Genomic DNA, 19,256 nt, shown 5'->3' on the forward strand with positions numbered 1-19,256 from the left:
GGTGGGCACACCTTCATGCTGTACAGCATCTGGTTTTTGTCGTTCTCCCCCAGTTCAAACCAGGTCACCACACCTTTTACCCGGCGCTGTACGTCATCGCCCTGCCATACCGTCAGGTAGGCCATTTTGTCGAGGATCTGCGGAAATTCAAGGGAAAGAAACTGCTGACTGACCAGAGAAAGGTCGAGGGAAAAAAGTGAAGAGAGTGACTGGGTGAGATGAAAGGAAACCACCGCAAACGCGTCCGGTGGCAGGCCGTCCACTTCCAGCGTGAAACGTAATCCGGTTGACATAGCAACCTCCGTGAAAATGAATAATAATCCGCACATATTGCATGTACAACATGTCGGACGGATGAGATAAGCGAGTCGACATCTGGCGTTACCGGGGAATATCAGAAAAATGTCATGGTTATGTGATGATTTAGTCTGGGATTTTACTTCAGAGAAACGGGTGTCTGTTTAGTCAACAAAATAATCACAAACGCAACGGATGGGTTCTCGACGTTATTCACGACAGGCTCGTACATTACAGCGAGTAATAAAAAACCTGATATGCAAAGTCAAACCAATATTCATAATGTCTTTTTATTCACAAAAATAAATAATTCAATAACAATCATTGAAATGAATGATGGTTTGTATAAGGAATATACGCTACCGCCCCACCCTGATAACATGATCTGCACATTGCCATCTTAACGTCGTTAAACACTGGCTTAATAGTGGATATTTCAAATTAGGAATTTATTAAATTCACCTGATGAATATCATAAGCAAATAGCATAGAAAATAATGACAACTCCCCCGAGGGGACCATTTCCAAAGCACTGCAACACCACCTGGTGCCCGGATGATCTTGCTTCAGTGGTAAGAGTACCTGATTCATTGTTCCCAAAATGGTGTTTTCCCCTGCCCCTCCAATAACGTGCAGCTCTCACGTGATAATCTATTGATTAGGTTATATTAAGAATCAATATTTGAAATACATCCATTTTCTTGAATAAATCAACATATTTATTTATCAATTGCTGTTTTAGCTCTGACTCATCAAACTCTCCATATTTTTCCTACAGAAAATCGCGAATAAATACAGAGAACGCCATTTATCCTTTTAGCATACCTGCCGGATATTTTTATTTGTATTAATATTAATTGCATCTCCAACTCCGAGCATATCCATTATTAAAGACATTTTGAGATTATAGAATGCCTGTGATAACAACTGAAACATCTGCACAATGTGAATAGTTAGTTTCTTTTCAGAGGAAATGAAATAGACAAGCTGAATGAAAGGGAGAGTGATATAAATTAAAAAACATAACATGAATCTAATTAATTACGTCCATCATTGTGGATAAAGTTACTGAATAATAAATAACATAATATTCTGGTATCCCACTCAAATAATTTCATTCCTTTTTAATACTTCTTGTAATTTCGGTAACTGACATACAGCATCAGCGATCGCACTGATATTCGTGGCATTATCCTGAAACCATTCATGCCCAGGCCCCCATGTGCGCATAGTGCAAAGATAACAGTCCACCAGCGTTAGTTGCTCACCAAACGCATAAGGTTCAGCGGTCAATTGTGAATTCAGCCAGATATAAAGCGATTTACGATATTCAATAACATTCTTCTTTAACTGTTCGGGTGCGTCAGGAGCCCAACGCTCAGGGTAATCGGCGAAAGTGAATGTTGGATAGACATTAGCAACCAGCCAGACCAATAGCCGTTGAAACTGCTGACGTTCGGCGCGCCTAACCGGTGGCGCAAGGTCCGGGCGACGATCGAGAACCATCAATGCAATCGCCGCTGTCTCCGTCATAATCTCGTCATTTTCCAGCGCCAGTGTCGGAATCTGACACAACGGGTTCAGGGTTTTCAATAACTCGCGTGAAGTTCCCTCGTGGTCAAAACCACTGACATCAACGAACTGATAAGGAATATCAGCCAGTGATAGCATCAGCTCACTGATTGTAGAGCCCCATCCGGGTACGCCATACACCTTAATCATATGCCCCTCACAATCTTTTAAAGATTAAGTGTAGGACAGTACACAGGTTAACCAGCAAAAGGATTTGTCATTTTTTCGTCAGTTGTATTATTCCCCTTCAGGATTGTAAGGGGATGTTTTGCATCGTTTATCGATAACGGGTAGGATGCTGCGCCGATAGTTTTATACCCATAAAGAATAATGGTGATAACTATCATCGCCAGGATGAATAAACATTGTTCATGGCAACTTATATGACTTTTTCATTAAAGCAATCAGGGAGAGCAATGAGTAAACACGACACCGACACTTCAGATCAACACGCCGCGAAACGTCGCTGGCTTAATGCCCACGAAGAGGGGTATCACAAAGCGATGGGCAATCGCCAGGTACAGATGATCGCCATTGGCGGCGCGATTGGCACCGGCTTGTTTTTAGGTGCAGGAGCCCGACTGCAAATGGCGGGGCCAGCACTGGCACTGGTCTATTTAATCTGCGGCCTGTTTTCATTTTTTATTCTGCGTGCATTGGGTGAGCTGGTGCTACACCGCCCTTCCAGTGGCAGTTTTGTCTCTTATGCCCGTGAGTTTTTGGGTGAGAAAGCCGCTTACGTTGCTGGCTGGATGTACTTCATCAACTGGGCGATGACCGGGATTGTTGATATTACCGCTGTCGCTCTGTATATGCATTACTGGGGCGCGTTTGGCGGCGTGCCGCAGTGGGTCTTTGCGCTCGCTGCGCTGACCATCGTTGGCACCATGAATATGATCGGTGTGAAATGGTTTGCGGAGATGGAGTTCTGGTTTGCGCTTATTAAAGTGCTCGCCATTGTGACCTTTTTGGTCGTGGGTACAGTGTTCCTCGGTAGTGGTCAGCCGCTGGATGGCAACACCACTGGCTTTCATTTAATCACCGATAATGGCGGCTTCTTCCCCCATGGTTTGCTACCTGCGCTGGTATTGATTCAGGGCGTAGTGTTTGCTTTTGCCTCCATTGAAATGGTGGGTACAGCTGCCGGAGAATGTAAAGATCCGCAGACCATGGTGCCTAAAGCGATTAACAGTGTGATTTGGCGTATTGGCCTGTTTTACGTCGGCTCCGTGGTGTTGCTGGTTATGTTATTGCCGTGGAGCGCGTATCAGGCGGGGCAAAGTCCGTTCGTGACGTTTTTCTCTAAACTGGGCGTGCCTTACATCGGCAGCATTATGAACATTGTGGTGCTGACCGCTGCCCTCTCCAGCCTGAACTCAGGTCTGTACTGCACCGGACGTATTCTGCGCTCAATGGCGATGGGCGGTTCCGCACCGAGTTTTATGGCGAAAATGAGTCGTCAGCATGTGCCGTATGCCGGGATTCTGGCGACACTAGTTGTGTATGTCGTCGGCGTATTCCTCAACTATCTGGTGCCGTCGCGCGTATTTGAAATTGTGTTGAATTTCGCGTCGCTGGGAATCATCGCATCATGGGCGTTTATCATTGTTTGCCAGATGCGCCTGCGTAAAGCGATTAAAGAAGGCAAAGCAGCGGATGTCAGTTTTAAACTGCCTGGCGCGCCCTTCACTTCCTGGCTGACATTACTGTTTTTGCTGAGCGTCCTGGTGCTGATGGCGTTCGATTACCCGAACGGAACTTATACCATTGCGGCGCTGCCGATTATCGGTATTCTGCTGGTTATAGGCTGGTTTGGTGTGCGCAAACGCGTTGCTGAAATTCACAGCACTGCGCCAGTCGTCGAGGAAGATGAAGAACAACAGGAAATTGTGTTTAAGCCAGAGACGGCGAGTTAATTGCAAAATTGCCCGGCTATGTGCCGGGCAAATTCAGATTAGAAACGAGGGTGCCGGATGCGGCGTGATAAAAGTCAGGCAAGTCTCTCAGTTTTCACCCTCGCCATATCTATTACAACGCAATACGAATCACATCGTCCGGCTGAGTAGCTTCCTGCTGTTTAGTAGATTTTTGTTTCACACTGACATACAGCGTTTTGCCATCGGCAGACAGCGCCAGGCTGTTCGGATGGGTCGGCGTATCGAACGTTTTCACCACTTTATAGCTTTTCGCGTCAATCACACTGACTTTACCTGCCTGACGATGCGTTACGTAGGCTTCATTACGCGCTGGGTTAAACAGCACAGCCAGTGATTCCGGTGCCGCAACCTTCGCCAGAATATTGCCATTACGGGTATCGACCACTAGCACTTCTGCCGCTTTAGAATCGGTGATAAATGCACGCTGCCTGGCGGTATCGAGGCTGATGTTGATAAAGAAGTGCTCTTTGCCATCATCCAGCAGCTTTTTACGGCTGAGGATTTTATTGTCGGCGGTGTCGATGGTAATCAATTCACCATCGGCATTAGTGGTGTAAAGACGTTTGCCTTTGCTATCCAGCGCCAGACCGGTACTCATTTTACCGGTGTTCTGGATGGCGGTTTTCAGTTTGATATTCTCGCCATCAACGACCCAAATCACGCTCTCTTTACCAATACCACTGATGTAAACGGTGTTCGTGGCATCATCAGCTACCAACTCACGCGGTTGCAGCGGGCGCACCTCTTCCGTGCGCTTACGATCATCCAGCACCAGACGGCCTTTCACTTCGCCCGTTTTGGCATCTATCGCCGTGACCGCGCTGTTTACGGTGTTACCAAACCACAACGTCTGAGTCGTGTTATTGATGGTGGCACCAAACGGCTTGAGATCGTTATGGATCGCCTGAGTCACTTCCAGAGTGACCGGATCAAGACGATAAACCACGCCACCTTTATCCAGTTTGCGGCTTTGCGAAGTGGCGAGCCACAGCGCGTTTTCTTGCTGGCTATAAGCCATTTCGTAGGCACCTTTACCTACCGCTTTACGCAGCATTTCTTCTGCGGCCTGCGTACTGAATGATGAAGCAACAAGCAATGAACCTAACAGTAATGAACCACGCAGGCGCGATGAAAACAGATGACGTAAATGCATGACGACTCCCTTTGATGAACCGATATTTTTGCTGCTTCACAATGCTTCGCTAAGCGTAATCATCGTTACGCTCTTGTTATAAATGGGAATGATAATCATTATTTTCTCAAATGTGGAGCATTTCTTGCCGTTACGACTACAATTTTCTCAATTACTTAACGTATTGTGCCGTTTCATTTTCCATAAATTTACAATTTCATTACCATGACGGCGTTTTCCCATTCTTAACCTGGCTTTTTTCATGAAGATTTTTTCCGTCCGACAGACCGTTTTGCCCGCACTGCTTGTCCTTTCCCCCGTTGTTTTTGCCGCTGATGAACAGACTATGATTGTCAGTGCCGCACCGCAGGTGGTTTCAGAACTGGATACCCCAGCAGCAGTAAGCGTGGTGGATGGCGAGGAGATGCGTCTGGCAACACCGCGCATTAACTTGTCCGAATCACTGACCGGCGTGCCTGGTTTGCAGGTACAAAACCGGCAGAACTATGCGCAAGATTTACAGCTGTCGATTCGCGGATTTGGCTCCCGCTCCACTTACGGTATTCGCGGTATTCGCCTGTATGTCGACGGTATTCCCGCCACAATGCCCGACGGGCAAGGGCAAACATCCAACATCGATTTAAGCAGTGTACAAAATGTGGAAGTGCTGCGTGGCCCCTTTTCTGCCCTGTATGGCAACGCGTCTGGCGGTGTAATGAATGTCACCACCCAGACCGGGCAACAGCCACCAACCATTGAATCCAGTAGTTACTATGGCAGTTTTGGCAGCTGGCGCTATGGGCTGAAAGCAACGGGCGCAACGGGAGACGGCACACAGCCCGGCGATGTTGATTACACCGTCTCAACCACGCGTTTTACGACCCACGGCTATCGTGATCATAGTGGCGCACAGAAAAATTTAGCCAATGCCAAACTGGGCGTTCGCATTGATGACGCCAGCAAATTAAGCCTGATTTTCAATAGTGTGGATATCAAAGCAGATGACCCAGGTGGGCTAACCGAAGCAGAATGGAAGGCGAATCCGCAACAAGCGCCACGCGCTGAACAGTACGACACGCGAAAAACCATCAAGCAAACTCAGGCTGGGTTGCGCTATGAACGTAGCCTGAGTTCGCAGGATGATATGAGTGTGATGATGTATGCCGGAGAACGAGAAACGACCCAGTACCAGTCAATCCCAATGGCCCCGCAACTTAACCAATCGCATGCGGGCGGCGTGATTACTCTGCAACGCCATTATCAGGGGATAGACGGCCGCTGGACACACCGTGGCGAACTGGGTGTTCCGGTCACGTTCACTACCGGCCTGAACTACGAAAACATGAGTGAAAACCGTAAAGGCTACAACAACTTCCGCCTGTATAGCGGCGTGCCGGAATACGGGCAAAAAGGTGAGTTGCGCCGCGACGAACGCAATCTGATGTGGAACGTCGATCCTTATTTACAAACGCAGTGGCAGCTGATCGAAAAACTGTCGCTGGATGCTGGCGTGCGCTACAGCTCCGTATGGTTTGATTCCAACGATCATTACATTACTCCGGGTAACGGCGATGACAGTGGTGATGCCAGTTATCACAAATGGCTACCAGCCGGATCGTTAAAATATGCAATGACCGATGCCTGGAATATCTATCTGGCAGCCGGGCGTGGTTTTGAAACGCCGACGATTAATGAGCTGTCTTATCGTGCTGACGGTCAAAGCGGTATGAACTTTGGTTTAAAACCATCCACCAACGATACAATTGAGATCGGCAGTAAAACGCGTATTGGTAATGGGCTGCTTAGTCTCGCATTGTTCCAGACCGACACCGATGATGAAATTGTTGTCGATAACAGTAGCGGTGGGCGTACGACTTACAAAAATGCCGGAAAGACCCGTCGTCAAGGCGCTGAACTGGCATGGGATCAACGTTTCGCGGGAGATTTTCGCGTAAAAGCGTCCTGGACCTGGCTTGATGCGACCTATCGCAGCAATGTGTGCAATGAACATGATTGTAACGGTAACCGGATGCCAGGGATCGCCCGTAATATGGGCTTTGCGTCGATAGGTTATGTACCGGAAGATGGCTGGTATGCAGGTACGGAAGCGCGTTATATGGGCGATATTATGGCCGATGATGAAAATACGGCCAAAGCGCCGTCTTATACTCTCGTCGGCTTATTCTCCGGGTATAAATACAATTTCCACAATTTAAGTGTGGATTTATTTGGTCGTGTCGATAATTTATTCGATAAAGAATACGTTGGTTCTGTCATTGTCAATGAGTCAAACGGGCGATATTACGAACCTGCGCCCGGGCGAAATTATGGTATCGGCGTGAATGTTGCGTGGCGATTTGAGTGATTATATTGATGCCCGGTATTTGCCGGGCATTTAATTTAACGATTATATTGCTGGTATAACATAGCAACATTTTGTTGCATAATTTCAGCAAGACAATGTCTGCATCGCTCTTTGTCTTTTACTTTCAACGCGGCGAGTAGTTCATGATAGCTTTCTATACGATCCTGTAATTCCGCTGGATTAATCGCTTCATAAAGATAATGTAAACCAGGTCCCATCCTGACCCACAGTTGCTCAATCATCTCACACAGGATGGGCATATTTGAACGATGATAAATCGCTAAGCGAAATAACCTGTTCGCATTAATGATTTGTTCCATGTCGCCCTTTTCTTGCGCCTGCTGTAATTTATCGAGCAATTTCTGAAGTTCCGCTATATCTTGCGAGGAGAGGTTTTCTACAGCCAGAGCAACTGCCATTAATTCCAGTTCGTAGCGGATCCGATTGATTTCGTCTAATTGACCTTTCCCCACTTCCGGTACTGTAAATGCTTGCGCTGGTGCGACAGAGAGCGCATTCACCGAAACCAGACGTAATAATGCTTCACGCACAGGTGTAATACTCATACCTAATTGCTCCGCCAGATTTTTAGTAATCAGGCGTGCGCCAGGTTTTAGTGCGCCAATACTTAGTTGATGTTTCAGGTCGTTCTCAACCTGCATAGTCAAACTGACATGTTTCATTTTTTCCGTTCCAGGCATTTTACTTCCTTCGCGTGTTTTCTTTCCGACCCTGCCTGCATAGCAGAAGGCGTTCACCTGGTGTGTTAAAATGAATAATCATAAGCCACTCACCTTTGTAGTTATTAGCAGCAGAATAATGATGTGGTCAGTTAATTAAAGCTGAAAATAAGCTTTTTGCCTGGATTTTTATGGCGGCTTTATGCCGCCGTCGTATCTTTAATCATCATCCGCCACGCGGATCACCACTTTGCCAAAGTTTTTACCCTTCAGCAGGCCGATAAACGTCTGTGGGGCGTTCTCCAAACCGTTGGTAATTTGTTCACGATAGTGAATTTTCCCCTCTTTCACCCATTGTCCCATCTCCTGCTGAAACTCATGGATACGGTGACCATAATCCTGACCAATAATAAACCCTTGCAAGCGAATGCGTTTTTTCAGCACCGTTGCCATCAACAGGGGTAAACGATCCGGACCGGGTGGTAGCTCTGTAGCGTTATAGCTGCTCACTAAGCCGCAGACGGGAATGCGCGCGGATGTATTGAGTAACGGTAGCACCGCATCAAATACCTTACCGCCAACGTTTTCATAATAAATATCGATACCTTTTGGGCACGCTTTCGCCAGTTGCTCGGCAAAATCATCCGCGTGATGGTCAAGGCAGACATCGAAGCCCAACACCTCGGTAGCATGGCGGCATTTTTCCGCGCCACCAGCTACCCCCACCACTCTGCAACCTTTAAGTTTGCCGATTTGCCCCACCGTCGCCCCCACTGGTCCTGTCGCTGCAGCTACCACCAACGTTTCGCCTTCTTTGGGCTGACCGATATCCAGCAGGCCCATATAAGCGGTAAAGCCTGGCATCCCCAGCACACCCAGCGACCACGATGGATTTTGCGGATGATCGCCAAGTTTCACCAAATCATCACCACTGGATATGTCATAGTCCTGCCATCCACTGTAGCCCAGCACCCAGTCACCAGGCTGGTAATCAGGATGATTTGACTCCACGACACGGCTCACCGTACCGCCGACCATCACGCCGTCAATGTCAACCGGCGGTGAATAAGATGGCTCATCGCTCATACGTCCACGCATATACGGGTCCAGTGACAAATAAACTGTGCGCAGTAATACCTGTCCTTCACCCGGTGTGGCGACATCATCTTCTTCAAGACGAAAATTCTCCGCAACCGGCGCGCCATGCGGACGCGAGGCCAGAACCCAACGGCGGTTACGCTGCTTTTGTTGCCCCATAATGCTCTCCTGTGCTTTTGGCATGAATCCATCAATAGTAGCAGGCTCGCAGGATTGGTTTTGTTTGCAGTCGTCACATCCCCTCTGCAACACGCAATAATTTCATCGAGGAATCCGTTGCTTCGGGCTGTTTTCGATAGTATTGATAACGTCATTATCATTATTTTATCGAGGCCAGACATGTCCATCCGTTTTGCCCGCAAAGCCGACTGTGCTGCCATTGCGGAAATTTATAACCACGCCGTGTTGTATACGGCGGCTATCTGGAATGACCAAACGGTGGATGCAGATAACCGCATTGCCTGGTTTGAAGCGCGGACCATAGCAGGTTATCCGGTGCTGGTGAGTGAAGAAGATGGCGTAGTGACGGGATATGCCTCGTTTGGCGACTGGCGTAGTTTCGATGGTTTTCGCCATACCGTGGAGCATTCGGTTTATGTCCATCCTGATCATCAGGGCAAAGGTCTTGGGCGTAAATTGTTAAGCCGATTGATTGATGAAGCGCGGGATTGCGGGAAGCATGTTATGGTCGCCGGGATCGAATCGCAAAATCAGGCTTCGCTGCATCTCCACCAGTCGCTGGGATTTGTCATCACCGCACAAATGCCGCAGGTGGGCACTAAATTTGGGCGCTGGCTGGATCTGACCTTTATGCAGTTGCAACTCGACGAACGCAGTGAACCGGACGCAATCTGATGAATCAGTCGCTTACCCTTGCCTTTTTGATTGCCGTAGGGATTGGTCTGGTCGTCCAGAACACGCTAATGGTGCGCATCACCCAGACCTCCTCTACCATTCTCATCGCCATGTTGCTGAACTCACTGGTAGGGATTGTGCTCTTTGTTTCTATTTTATGGTTTAAACAAGGCATGGCGGGGTTTGGCGAACTGGTGTCCAGCGTACGCTGGTGGACACTTATACCCGGCTTGCTGGGATCTTTTTTTGTCTTCGCCAGTATCAGCGGATATCAGAATTTGGGAGCGGCGACAACTATTGCAGTACTGGTCGCCAGCCAGCTAATTGGCGGTCTGGTGCTGGATATCTTCCGCAGTCATGGCGTACCACTACGGGCGTTGATCGGCCCAATTTGTGGCGCAATTTTACTTGTGGTTGGTGCCTGGCTGGTGGCCAGGCGCACATTTTAATCAGAGGATGGTGCCGCCTTTGGTTAACTGTTCGTGGCGCGCTTCCATATCTTCTTTATGCTTGCGACCGTGATGGGCGATCGCTGTGCGCAGACGCTGCTGCTGGGTGTAGCGATCTTCCCGACTTAACTCCGCGTCATCGCTCAGGGCGATTAATAATTCGTTCATATGGGCAATGACGCTCTCTTCAATCGCGGCATCCACGCGCGCGATGACTTCATCCAGATGCGACATACTTTCTCCTTAGCCACTTGTGAAATTTATCGATTCATCCAAATGATATAAGTCTGCGTGGTGCCGTCAAGCCAGTGCGTAAGATTTAAAACAGTGAAAACAACAGCGCCACCGGGAAACTCATCGGCCATGTTGCCCCCACCAGAAAGGCGCTTAAGAAACGGATGCGTTTCTTATCGTGAGAAAGAAACCAGGTGATAAGAAATGCGATTGCTGCCATAACCGCATAAAAAACAAGCATGTGTTGATAGAGAGACATGTACGGGCGTCCAGCCAGATGAATAAAACGCGCGCAAATATGCGTCATTTTTTGACGTGCATCAAGTTTTTTCACCAGTTTGAGAAAAAATCATCAACAGCAACTTGCCCTTATCCATCTTCAGAATAAGTATTATTGCGGATTTTCTTAACCCGTACTATACACATAGGGGCAATGATAAAAGGTGGCAAAAATGAATGTTTCCAGTAGAACTGTAGTACTGATAAATGTCTTTGCTGCTGTTGGTTTGTTTACTCTTATCTCTATGAGATTTGGCTGGTTTATTTGATGTAGTGATTTTGCACGCAGCACGTACTGTCAGAGAAATCAGTGCTCTGACAGTACGCAAGATCATCTCATACTCTTACGATCTGCAATATTATCCTTAATGCTTAACCATGACGTGGCGGACGACGGTGTAATCCTCCAGCCCATAAAGTGACATATCCTTGCCGTAACCAGAAAGTTTCTGCCCACCGTGCGGCATTTCACTTACCAGCATGAAATGGGTATTGACCCAGGTACAACCATATTGCAGCCGTGCGCTGACACGATGCGCCCTGCCCACATCTTTAGTCCATACCGAAGATGCAAGTCCGTACTGGCTGTCATTCGCCCAGTTCACCACCTGTTCTTCATTGTCAAAGGCCGTCACGCTCACCACCGGACCAAATACCTCTTTTTGCACGATGGCATCGTCCTGTAACGCGCCAGCCAGCAGCGTAGGCGCGTAGTAATAACCATTACCCTTGCGCTTTTCACCACCGGTGATCACTTTGATGTGCCCTGTCTCTTTCGCCTCTTCTACCGCCTTGCTGACACGTTCGAGATGTGCCAGCGAACTTAACGGTCCAAGCTCTGTGGACTCGTCATCCGGCGCACCAGATTTTAACGTTGCCACTGCAGCACCGAGTTTTTCCACCAGCGTATCGTAAATACCTTTTTGCGCGTAGATCCGACAAGCCGCAGTACAATCCTGTCCGGCATTGTAATAGCCAAAAGTACGAACACCTTCGACCACTGCTTCAATATCAGCATCATCAAAAACAATCACTGGCGCTTTGCCACCAAGTTCCATATGAGTACGCTTAATAGACGGCGCTGTATGGCTGATGATGTGCTCGCCGGTGGCGATAGAGCCCGTCAGCGACACCATCCGCACTTTGGGATGTCCGGTCAGCGGATCGCCCACTGTTTTGCCTCTGCCAAACAGCACATTAATCACGCCAGCCGGGAAGATATCTTTCGCCAGTTCAGCCAGCTTCAACGCTGTCAGCGGCGTAATTTCTGATGGTTTAAGCACTACGCAGTTCCCTGCCGCCAGCGCCGGAGCCAGTTTCCACGCGGCCATCATCAGCGGATAATTCCACGGTGCGATAGAAGCCACGACCCCCAACGGATCCCGACGGATCATTGAAGTATGACCTTCAAGGTATTCGCCGGCCGCCAGACCATTGAGGCAGCGCGCCGCCCCGGCGAAAAAGCGAAAGACATCGACAATCGCCGGAATTTCATCATTGAACGCACTATGCAGCGGTTTGCCACAATTACGGGACTCCAGTTCGGCAAAAACCTGACCATTTTCTTCAATAACATCGGCCAGTTTCAGCAGGCATTCCGCACGCGCTTTCGGCGTGGTTTGCCCCCATTCGGCAAATGCTGCATCTGCCGCGCGAACAGCAGCATCCACCTGCTCTGCGGATGCCTCGGCAATCTCCAGTAAAACGTCCCCCGTTGCCGGATTATAGACAGGCTGTTTTTCCCCTTCGCCGCTAACCAGTTCTCCGTTAATCAGTAACTTATGTTGCATAGCATATTCCTGTATCAGTGGTTATTGACCATTGTCGCCTTCGCGGGTTAGCCACCAGGCTCCCAGGATCGGCAAGGTTGTTACCAACATAACCAGCAGTGCCACGACGTTGGTTACCGGTACATCACGTGGTCGCCCAAGCTGATTGAGTAACCACAACGGTAACGTTCGTTCATGACCTGCCGTAAAAGTCGTAACGATGATTTCATCGAACGACAAAGCAAACGCCAGCATTCCTCCTGCCAGAAGCGCCGAACTGAGATTCGGCAACACCACGTAGCGGAAGGTTTGCCAGCCATTGGCCCCAAGATCCATTGACGCCTCAACCAGACTCCAGGAGGTGCGGCGAAAACGGGCGATGACATTGTTAAACACCACCACTACGCAAAAAGTCGCATGACCGACCACGATGGTGAAAAATCCCGGCTCCAGATTGATGGTTTTAAAAGCAGTTAATAGCGCCAGACCAGTGACAATGCCCGGTAGCGCAATGGGCAGCAGCAATAACAATGAAATGGCGCTTTTACCGAAAAAGTCCCGACGCCACAGCGCAGCAGCGGCCAGTGTCCCTAATACCAGCGCAATTAATGTCGCCAGCGCCGCCACTTTAAGTGACAGTGTCACAGCATCAAGAATATCACTACGCTGTGCTGCCACGCTAAACCAGCGCAGCGTCAGGCCTTGCGGTGGAAAACTAAACGCTGCATCTTCGGTATTAAAAGCATAGGCGGCGATAATCAGGATGGGAAAATGAAGGAAAACCACGCCGCCCCAGGCCGCCAGTTTAAGGAAAAACGGTGCGCGTTCAGAGTGCATCGAATGCTCCCAGACGTTTCACGAACGCCAGGTACAGTGCGATGAGAACAATCGGCACCAGGGTGAATGCCGCAGCCATCGGCATATTGCCAATCGCCCCCTGCTGGGAATAAACCATATTGCCGATAAAATATCCTGGAGGGCCAACCAGCTGCGGAACGATAAAATCGCCCAGTGTGAGTGAAAAGGTAAAGATAGAGCCAGCGGCAATACCCGGGATCGCCAGCGGCAGCACCACATAGCGAAAGGTTTGCCGTGGACGCGCGCCAAGATCAGCCGACGCCTGCAACAATGACGGCGGCAAACGCTCAAGCGCCGCCTGCACCGGCAGGATCATGAACGGCAGCCAGATATAGAGAAACACCAGAAAGCGCCCCAGCCCGGAAGTTGACAACGTGTTACCGCCCACCGCTGGTAATGTAAGGAACGCTGTCAGCAGTGGTTCCAGCCCCAGATGTTGTAAAAACCACTGCGCCACGCCATCTTTTGCCAGCAATAATGTCCAGGCATAAGCTTTAACAATGTAGCTTGCCCACATTGGCAGCATCACCGCAATATAGAAGAACGCTTTCATTTTCCCGCTGGTATAGCGCGCCATATACCACGCCATCGGAAAAGCCAGAATGGCGCTGGTGATAGTGACAGCCACAGCCATGGTTAGCGTGCGGAGGATGATGTCGTAATTCGCCGGATTAAACAGCGCACGGATATTCGCCAGCGTCAGTTCTGGCGTTACCGACATGGTGAAATCGTCAAAGGTATAAAAGCCCTGCCATAACAACGTCAGGAGTGAACCAAAATAGACAATGCCAAACCACATCAGCGGACCAAGCAGCAGCAAAAACAGCCCCAGTCCCGGTTTCCGCCAGAAGAAACCTGACACCTTACCCAATCCTGGGCGCGCAGGTGATTGCAATACGTTCATCGCCATTCACCTCTCCTCAACCAGCGGCACCATCACATCGCGCGACCAGGAAACCATCACCTGTTGTCCGGGCGTGAGCGTGGCAGGCAGTTCTTCGCCTGTCATATTGGCCTGACTCACCAGCAGTTTTTCACCGCCATTCAGTCTCAGTTCAAAACGGGTCGCCGCGCCCTGATACTGCACCGCCTGGATCGTGCCATTAACTTGCACTTCGCCGGGGGTGTTGAGGCGGATATGTTCCGGTCTCAGGGCAAAACTGCCTATCATGCCGCAAAGATTCTCGGCCATTAGCGGCTCAAAAACGTTGGATGTCCCGACGAATCCGGCAACAAACGGCGTGCGCGGGCGCATATAGAGGTCACGCGGTGAATCAACCTGCTCAATGCGACCGTTATTGAATACCGCAACACGATCGGACATCGATAATGCCTCGCCCTGATCGTGGGTGACGAAAATAAAGGTGATGCCAAGAGACTGTTGTAGTTTTTTCAGTTCCAGTTGCATCTGCTCACGCAGCTTAAGATCCAGTGCGCCGAGCGGTTCATCCAGCAGCAATACGCGCGGTTCATTCACTAACGCTCTGGCAATGGCAACCCGCTGACGCTGACCACCAGAAAGTTGTGACGGTTTACGTTGCTGTACAAATCCGAGCGCCACTTTCTCCAGCGCCTCTTGCGCCATTACGTGTCGCTGTTTTTTATCCACCCCTTTGACCATCAGCCCATAGGCCACGTTGTCAAGAATCGACATATGCGGAAAAAGCGCGTAGTCCTGGAAAACGGTATTCACGTCCCGCTCCCACGGTGGCAGATTGCTGGCGGGTTTACCAAAGATAGATATAGTCCCGCCGGAAAGCTGTTCGAATCCAGCAATCAGGCGCAGGCAGGTGGTTTTGCCGGAGCCAGACGGCCCCAGCATTGAGAAAAACTCACCATCTTTTATCGCAATACTGACACCATCTACCGCGCGCACATCACCATACAGTCGCGATACGTTGTCAAACTCCACTGCGTACGTCATAAAACACCCCAGCGAAGTTAGCGGCCGCCCATAATGGCAATATAATCCTGCGTCCAGCGACTGTAAGGAACAAACTTGCCCCCTTCTGCTATAGGCGTTTTCCAGAAGGCGATTTTATCGAAATAGTTAAAACCGTTTGTTTCACAACCTTTTTCGCCTAATAACGGACTGGCTTTACACCCTTCCGGCACTACCGGTAACGAGCCAAACCAGGCCGCCACATCGCCCTGCACTTTTGGCGTTAATGACCAGTTCATCCATTTGTAGGCGCAAACCGGATGTTTCGCTTCGCTATGTAGCATGGTGGTGTCAGCCCAACCGGTAACGCCCTCCTTCGGGAAAACGGTAGCGACAGGCTGGCCTTCGGCTTTCAGGGCGTTGGCCTGGTAGGGCCATGCACTGGAAGCAACCACACCCTCGTTTTTGAAATCGCTCATTTGCACGGTAGTGTCATGCCAGTAGCGATGGATCAAACTATGTTGATCGCGCAGCACTTTCAGCACCGCCTGGTACTGTTCTTCGGTGAGTTGATACGGATCGCTGATGCCCAACTGCGGCTGAGTGGCTTTAACGAACAACGCAGCATCCGCAATATAAATAGGGCCATCATAAGCCTGAACGCGGCCTTTATTGCTCTTACCGTCCGGCAGATTCTGCGTAACAAAAACCACTTGCCAGCTATCCGGCGGCGTCGGGAAGGTTTTAGTGTTGTACATCAACAGGTTCGGCCCCCATTGGTAAGGTGTGCCATAAACTTTGCCACTAACGTTAAACCAGTCGCCTTTAACCACGCGCGGATCGAGCGTTTTCCAGTTGGGAATCAATGCGGTATTAATCGGCTGCACGCGTTTGCCCATAATCAGGCGCAGCGAGGCATCGCCGGATGCTGTAACCAGATCGTAACCCCCTTTGGTCATCAGACTGACCATTTCATCAGAAGTCGCGGCGGTTTTCACATTCACCGCGCAGCCTGTCTCTTTTTCGAATTGCGTTACCCAGTCGTATTGTTTATCAGTTTGTCCGCGTTCGATGTATCCCGGCCAGGCGATAATATCCAGTCGCCCTTCCGGTTTATCTAAATTGGTAGGCGGTTCGGCGGCGTGAGCGGTCATTATTGTCATGGTGAGCGCACACAGGCTGCTGCGGGCAAATGTCTTGCTCATAAGGTCTTACTCCTGTCGTAATTAATTGTTCAGCCGCCGTGCCGTAAAAATATCTCCTTGTTTAACCATAGACGGCGGCTTGCAGGCACACCTTCGCCCCTGAGAAAATTTAATCAGGTTGTGAGCTACCGCGCATTATGCCGTCTGTGAGATTATCTTCTGGAGTATAGACAAGGGGTTAGGAAATATGACTGCTATTCGAAATTCATATTACCCAACCTAAGATGAATTAAATTAAACGCTATTACAGCCGTTCTTGAATAAGTTTGCCTAATTGTTTAACCGCCTGTTCTTCGCGCTCGCCCCACTGCCATGCAGTATTAAAACGAAAAAAACGTGACCAGTTTGCACCGGTAGAAAACATTTTACCCGGCGCAATACTGATATGATGCGTCAGTGCTGCCAGGCTTAATTCGCCCGCATCTAACGGCGCGGGGAGTTCCAGCCAGAGAAAATAACCGCTGTCATTATGATGAATTTTCACTTCCGCAGACAGATAACGCAGCAGTGCCTGCCAGGCACGTTGTTTACGTTCCGCAAGCTGGCGACGCAGGCGACGAAGATGGGCGTCGTATCGGCGCGTGGAAAGGTAATCCACCAGTGCAAGCTGCATCGGTGAGCTGGTGGAAAGCGTACTCATCAACTGCAAGCGTTGAATTTTACGTGCATGTTTTCCGGCGGCGACCCAACCAATACGAAAACCAGGCACCAGACATTTCGAAAACGAAGAGCAATGCAAAACACCATCGTGGCGATCCCACGCTTTCGCAGGCAGCGGTTTTTCCCGTCCAAAATAAAGTTCGCTGTAAACGTCATCTTCAATCAGCGTTACGTTGTATTGATTGAGCAACGCTACCAGTTGTTCTTTTTTCTGCGGCGTTAAGGTAAAACCGAGCGGATTCTGGCTATTAGTCATCAGCCAGCACGCTTTCACCGGATACTCCTGCAACGCCAGTTCCAGCGCCTGAAGGTCGATCCCTTCGTTAACGTCCGTCGCCACCGATAACGCCTTCAGCCGTAACCGCTCCAGCGCCTGCAACGCGCCGTAGAAACAAGGATTCTCTACTATCACCCAATCGCCTGGTTCCGTTACCGCTTGTAAACTGAGGTTTAATGCCTCTAACGCCCCGGCGGTAATGACAATTTCATCAGGAGAAATAGTGATGCCCTGTAAGGCATAGCGACGAGCAATAGCCTGACGCAGTTCTGCGTTTCCTGGCGGTAAGTTTTCAATCACGCTCATCGCCGTGGCGGTTTTGCTTACCTGCGCCAGCGAGCGGTTTAGTTGTTGGAGGGGGAAAAGTCGCGGGTCGGGAAAGGCCGAGGCAAACGGAACTACCGACGGATCGCGACTGGCCTGCAACATATCAAAAATATAGGTGTTGATATCGACTGCTTCATCTCGAGTGACTGGAATGACTGTCGCTTTCGGCATTTTTATTGCCTGTGGCGCAACGTAATAACCCGATTGCGGTCGCGCGATAATATATCCCTGACTTTCGAGCAACTGATAGGCATGGCTGACAGTCATAAAGCTCATGCCAGAAAGCGCCACCTGGTCACGCAACGAAGGCAAACGATCTCCGGGTTGCCAGATACCCGACGCAATCTGCTCGCGTAATTGTTCTGCAAGCTGCTGGTATTTTTTCATTATCGAATCGTTATTATGTGCAGGTGATTCGGCAGTCTATATCAGTTGTTAAAAATGACAACTTTTCATTAACTGTTATCAAACCATCACCAGCGATAACTCTTTGCCAAGCGCCTTAGCCGCAAGCTGGACGGCGTCGATTTTTGTCGCATGGTGCAAGTTAAATAAGCGCGTAATTTCCTGTTTAGGTTTGCCTAATATCATGTACCCACAATAACACGAGGGGGTACAACAATGAACATCGGTAAAGCAATCATCAACTACGCAGCGCGTCGCAACATGGACATTACCTGATTGACGATGAGACCGTGGCGTTCTGGGAAGCGGATAACGATTGTGAATGGATGTTCTCCTACATGATTGGTAATGATGGTTTCCTCCACTTTAAAGGCAATGTGTATCTGCTGTAGTGGTCAACAAAAATTGGCCACGGCTTTAGAGTTTTTCCAGAACAATCGTTCTGATTCATTCGGCGTCAAACCACCGTTATATTGATGAGGTCTGAGCTGGCTGTAATATCCCGTGATGTAGTTTGTTATCGCTGCGCTGGCTTCGCTAAAATTAGCGTATCCATTATCTGGTACCCACTCCGTTTTCAGGCTTCTAAAAAAACGTTCCATCGGGCTGTTATCCCAGCAATTTCCCCGGCGACTCAGGCTTTGTTTTATCTGATATCTCCACAGTAACTGTCTGAAATTTCTGCTGGTATAGTGGCTCCCTTGATCCGAGTGATACAGCAAATTAGCGGGCTTTCCTCGCGCTTCCCAGGCCATGGACAGCGCTTTCGTTGTCAGTGCAGAGTCCGGGAAAAATGACATCGCCCAGCCAACCGGTTTACGGGAAAACAGATCAAGCACAACGGCTAAATAAGCCCAACGTTTACCCGTCCAGATATAAGTCACATCGCCACACCAGATAGACTGGCCCCCTGAATCTCCAGACAACCAATATCACTTATTTAAGTGATAGTCTTAATACTAGTTTTTAGACTAG

General features: G+C 49.3%; 19 protein-coding genes and 2 pseudogenes. 5 read left to right on the plus strand and 16 right to left on the minus strand.

The annotated features are described in order from the left end of the window. From BEB54_RS26155 to BEB54_RS26165, 3 genes are all read right to left on the minus strand, one after another. A partial coding sequence (locus BEB54_RS26155) for a contractile injection system protein, VgrG/Pvc8 family (RefSeq protein ID WP_105277686.1) occupies positions 1–293 on the minus strand: 293 nt, incomplete at its 3' end. Between the two features lie 820 nt (positions 294–1,113). Next, positions 1,114–1,326 (minus strand): DUF5445 family protein, encoded by a 213-nt coding sequence (locus tag BEB54_RS26160; protein ID WP_032184167.1) that lies wholly within the window; start codon positions 1,324–1,326, stop codon positions 1,114–1,116. A gap of 75 nt (positions 1,327–1,401) precedes the next feature. Beyond that, the gene (locus BEB54_RS26165; RefSeq protein WP_032184165.1) at positions 1,402–2,019 is read right to left on the minus strand and encodes a glutathione S-transferase family protein; all 618 of its coding nucleotides are present in this window, start codon (positions 2,017–2,019) and stop codon (positions 1,402–1,404) included. 266 nt (positions 2,020–2,285) lie between these two features. Between BEB54_RS26165 and ansP the strand changes: the two genes are divergently transcribed. After that, positions 2,286–3,785, plus strand: coding sequence for an L-asparagine permease (gene ansP, locus BEB54_RS26170; protein ID WP_001309490.1), 1,500 nt, complete (start codon positions 2,286–2,288; stop codon positions 3,783–3,785). Positions 3,786–3,897: 112 nt separating this feature from the next. On the opposite strand, the gene yncE is transcribed toward ansP, so the two are convergent. Further along, positions 3,898–4,959: a 7-bladed beta-propeller protein YncE gene (gene yncE / locus BEB54_RS26175; protein ID WP_000550675.1), complete on the minus strand. Its 1,062-nt coding sequence runs from the start codon at positions 4,957–4,959 to the stop codon at positions 3,898–3,900. A 241-nt stretch (positions 4,960–5,200) separates the two neighbouring features. Here yncE and pqqU point away from each other — a divergent pair, with 241 nt between their 5' ends. After that, on the plus strand, positions 5,201–7,303 hold the full coding sequence (gene pqqU, locus BEB54_RS26190) for a TonB-dependent receptor PqqU (RefSeq protein ID WP_032184162.1): 2,103 nt from the start codon (positions 5,201–5,203) through the stop codon (positions 7,301–7,303). A gap of 35 nt (positions 7,304–7,338) precedes the next feature. On the opposite strand, the gene mcbR is transcribed toward pqqU, so the two are convergent. After that, complete coding sequence (gene mcbR / locus BEB54_RS26195) at positions 7,339–8,004, minus strand: colanic acid/biofilm transcriptional regulator McbR (RefSeq protein ID WP_032184161.1); 666 nt, start codon at positions 8,002–8,004, stop codon at positions 7,339–7,341. A gap of 198 nt (positions 8,005–8,202) precedes the next feature. Next, a complete protein-coding gene (curA, locus tag BEB54_RS26200; protein WP_032184160.1) occupies positions 8,203–9,240 on the minus strand; it encodes an NADPH-dependent curcumin/dihydrocurcumin reductase in 1,038 nt (345 codons plus the stop codon). Between the two features lie 180 nt (positions 9,241–9,420). On the opposite strand from curA, the gene BEB54_RS26210 reads away from it, so the two are divergent. Both BEB54_RS26210 and BEB54_RS26215 read left to right on the plus strand, forming a co-directional pair. Further along, entirely contained in the window at positions 9,421–9,936 is a 516-nt protein-coding gene (locus tag BEB54_RS26210) for a GNAT family N-acetyltransferase (RefSeq protein ID WP_000027557.1), read from the plus strand. Further along, a complete protein-coding gene (locus BEB54_RS26215; RefSeq protein WP_032184159.1) occupies positions 9,936–10,385 on the plus strand; it encodes a DMT family transporter in 450 nt (149 codons plus the stop codon). Before BEB54_RS26210 ends, BEB54_RS26215 begins: the two co-directional genes overlap by 1 nt. Here the strand turns inward: BEB54_RS26215 and ydcY are convergent, their stop codons facing one another. After that, positions 10,386–10,619 carry a DUF2526 family protein YdcY gene (ydcY, locus tag BEB54_RS26220; protein ID WP_000018633.1) on the minus strand — a complete coding sequence of 78 codons (234 nt, stop codon included), beginning with the start codon at positions 10,617–10,619 and terminating at the stop codon, positions 10,386–10,388. 85 nt (positions 10,620–10,704) lie between these two features. Continuing rightward, entirely contained in the window at positions 10,705–10,878 is a 174-nt protein-coding gene (gene ortT, locus BEB54_RS26225; RefSeq protein ID WP_000061178.1) for an orphan toxin OrtT, read from the minus strand. A gap of 193 nt (positions 10,879–11,071) precedes the next feature. On the opposite strand from ortT, the gene yncL reads away from it, so the two are divergent. Further along, positions 11,072–11,167 carry a stress response membrane protein YncL gene (gene yncL / locus BEB54_RS26230; RefSeq protein ID WP_001303494.1) on the plus strand — a complete coding sequence of 32 codons (96 nt, stop codon included), beginning with the start codon at positions 11,072–11,074 and terminating at the stop codon, positions 11,165–11,167. A 96-nt stretch (positions 11,168–11,263) separates the two neighbouring features. Here the strand turns inward: yncL and patD are convergent, their stop codons facing one another. The 8 genes and pseudogenes from patD to BEB54_RS26270 form a co-directional block, all read right to left on the minus strand. Beyond that, on the minus strand, positions 11,264–12,688 hold the full coding sequence (gene patD / locus BEB54_RS26235; RefSeq protein ID WP_001163863.1) for an aminobutyraldehyde dehydrogenase: 1,425 nt from the start codon (positions 12,686–12,688) through the stop codon (positions 11,264–11,266). Positions 12,689–12,709: 21 nt separating this feature from the next. Then, positions 12,710–13,504, minus strand: coding sequence for an ABC transporter permease (locus tag BEB54_RS26240; RefSeq protein WP_000555466.1), 795 nt, complete (start codon positions 13,502–13,504; stop codon positions 12,710–12,712). Next, entirely contained in the window at positions 13,494–14,435 is a 942-nt protein-coding gene (locus BEB54_RS26245) for an ABC transporter permease (protein WP_001251299.1), read from the minus strand. The genes BEB54_RS26240 and BEB54_RS26245 overlap by 11 nt, the downstream gene beginning before the upstream one ends. Next, a complete protein-coding gene (locus tag BEB54_RS26250; protein WP_000220426.1) occupies positions 14,436–15,449 on the minus strand; it encodes an ABC transporter ATP-binding protein in 1,014 nt (337 codons plus the stop codon). A 17-nt stretch (positions 15,450–15,466) separates the two neighbouring features. Continuing rightward, positions 15,467–16,612: a putative ABC transporter substrate-binding protein YdcS gene (ydcS, locus tag BEB54_RS26255; protein ID WP_032184158.1), complete on the minus strand. Its 1,146-nt coding sequence runs from the start codon at positions 16,610–16,612 to the stop codon at positions 15,467–15,469. A gap of 244 nt (positions 16,613–16,856) precedes the next feature. Further along, on the minus strand, positions 16,857–18,263 hold the full coding sequence (locus BEB54_RS26260) for an aminotransferase-like domain-containing protein (RefSeq protein ID WP_032184157.1): 1,407 nt from the start codon (positions 18,261–18,263) through the stop codon (positions 16,857–16,859). 78 nt (positions 18,264–18,341) lie between these two features. Beyond that, positions 18,342–18,461: pseudogene (gene hicB / locus BEB54_RS26265) on the minus strand (type II toxin-antitoxin system antitoxin HicB); the annotation flags it as partial. Positions 18,462–18,676: 215 nt separating this feature from the next. Further along, positions 18,677–19,180, minus strand: a pseudogene (locus tag BEB54_RS26270) (IS3 family transposase); the annotation flags it as partial. Between the last annotated feature and the right edge of the window lie 76 nt (positions 19,181–19,256).

Source organism: Escherichia sp. MOD1-EC6021 (assembly GCF_002965245.1).
GTDB classification, from domain to species: domain Bacteria; phylum Pseudomonadota; class Gammaproteobacteria; order Enterobacterales; family Enterobacteriaceae; genus Escherichia; species Escherichia coli_F.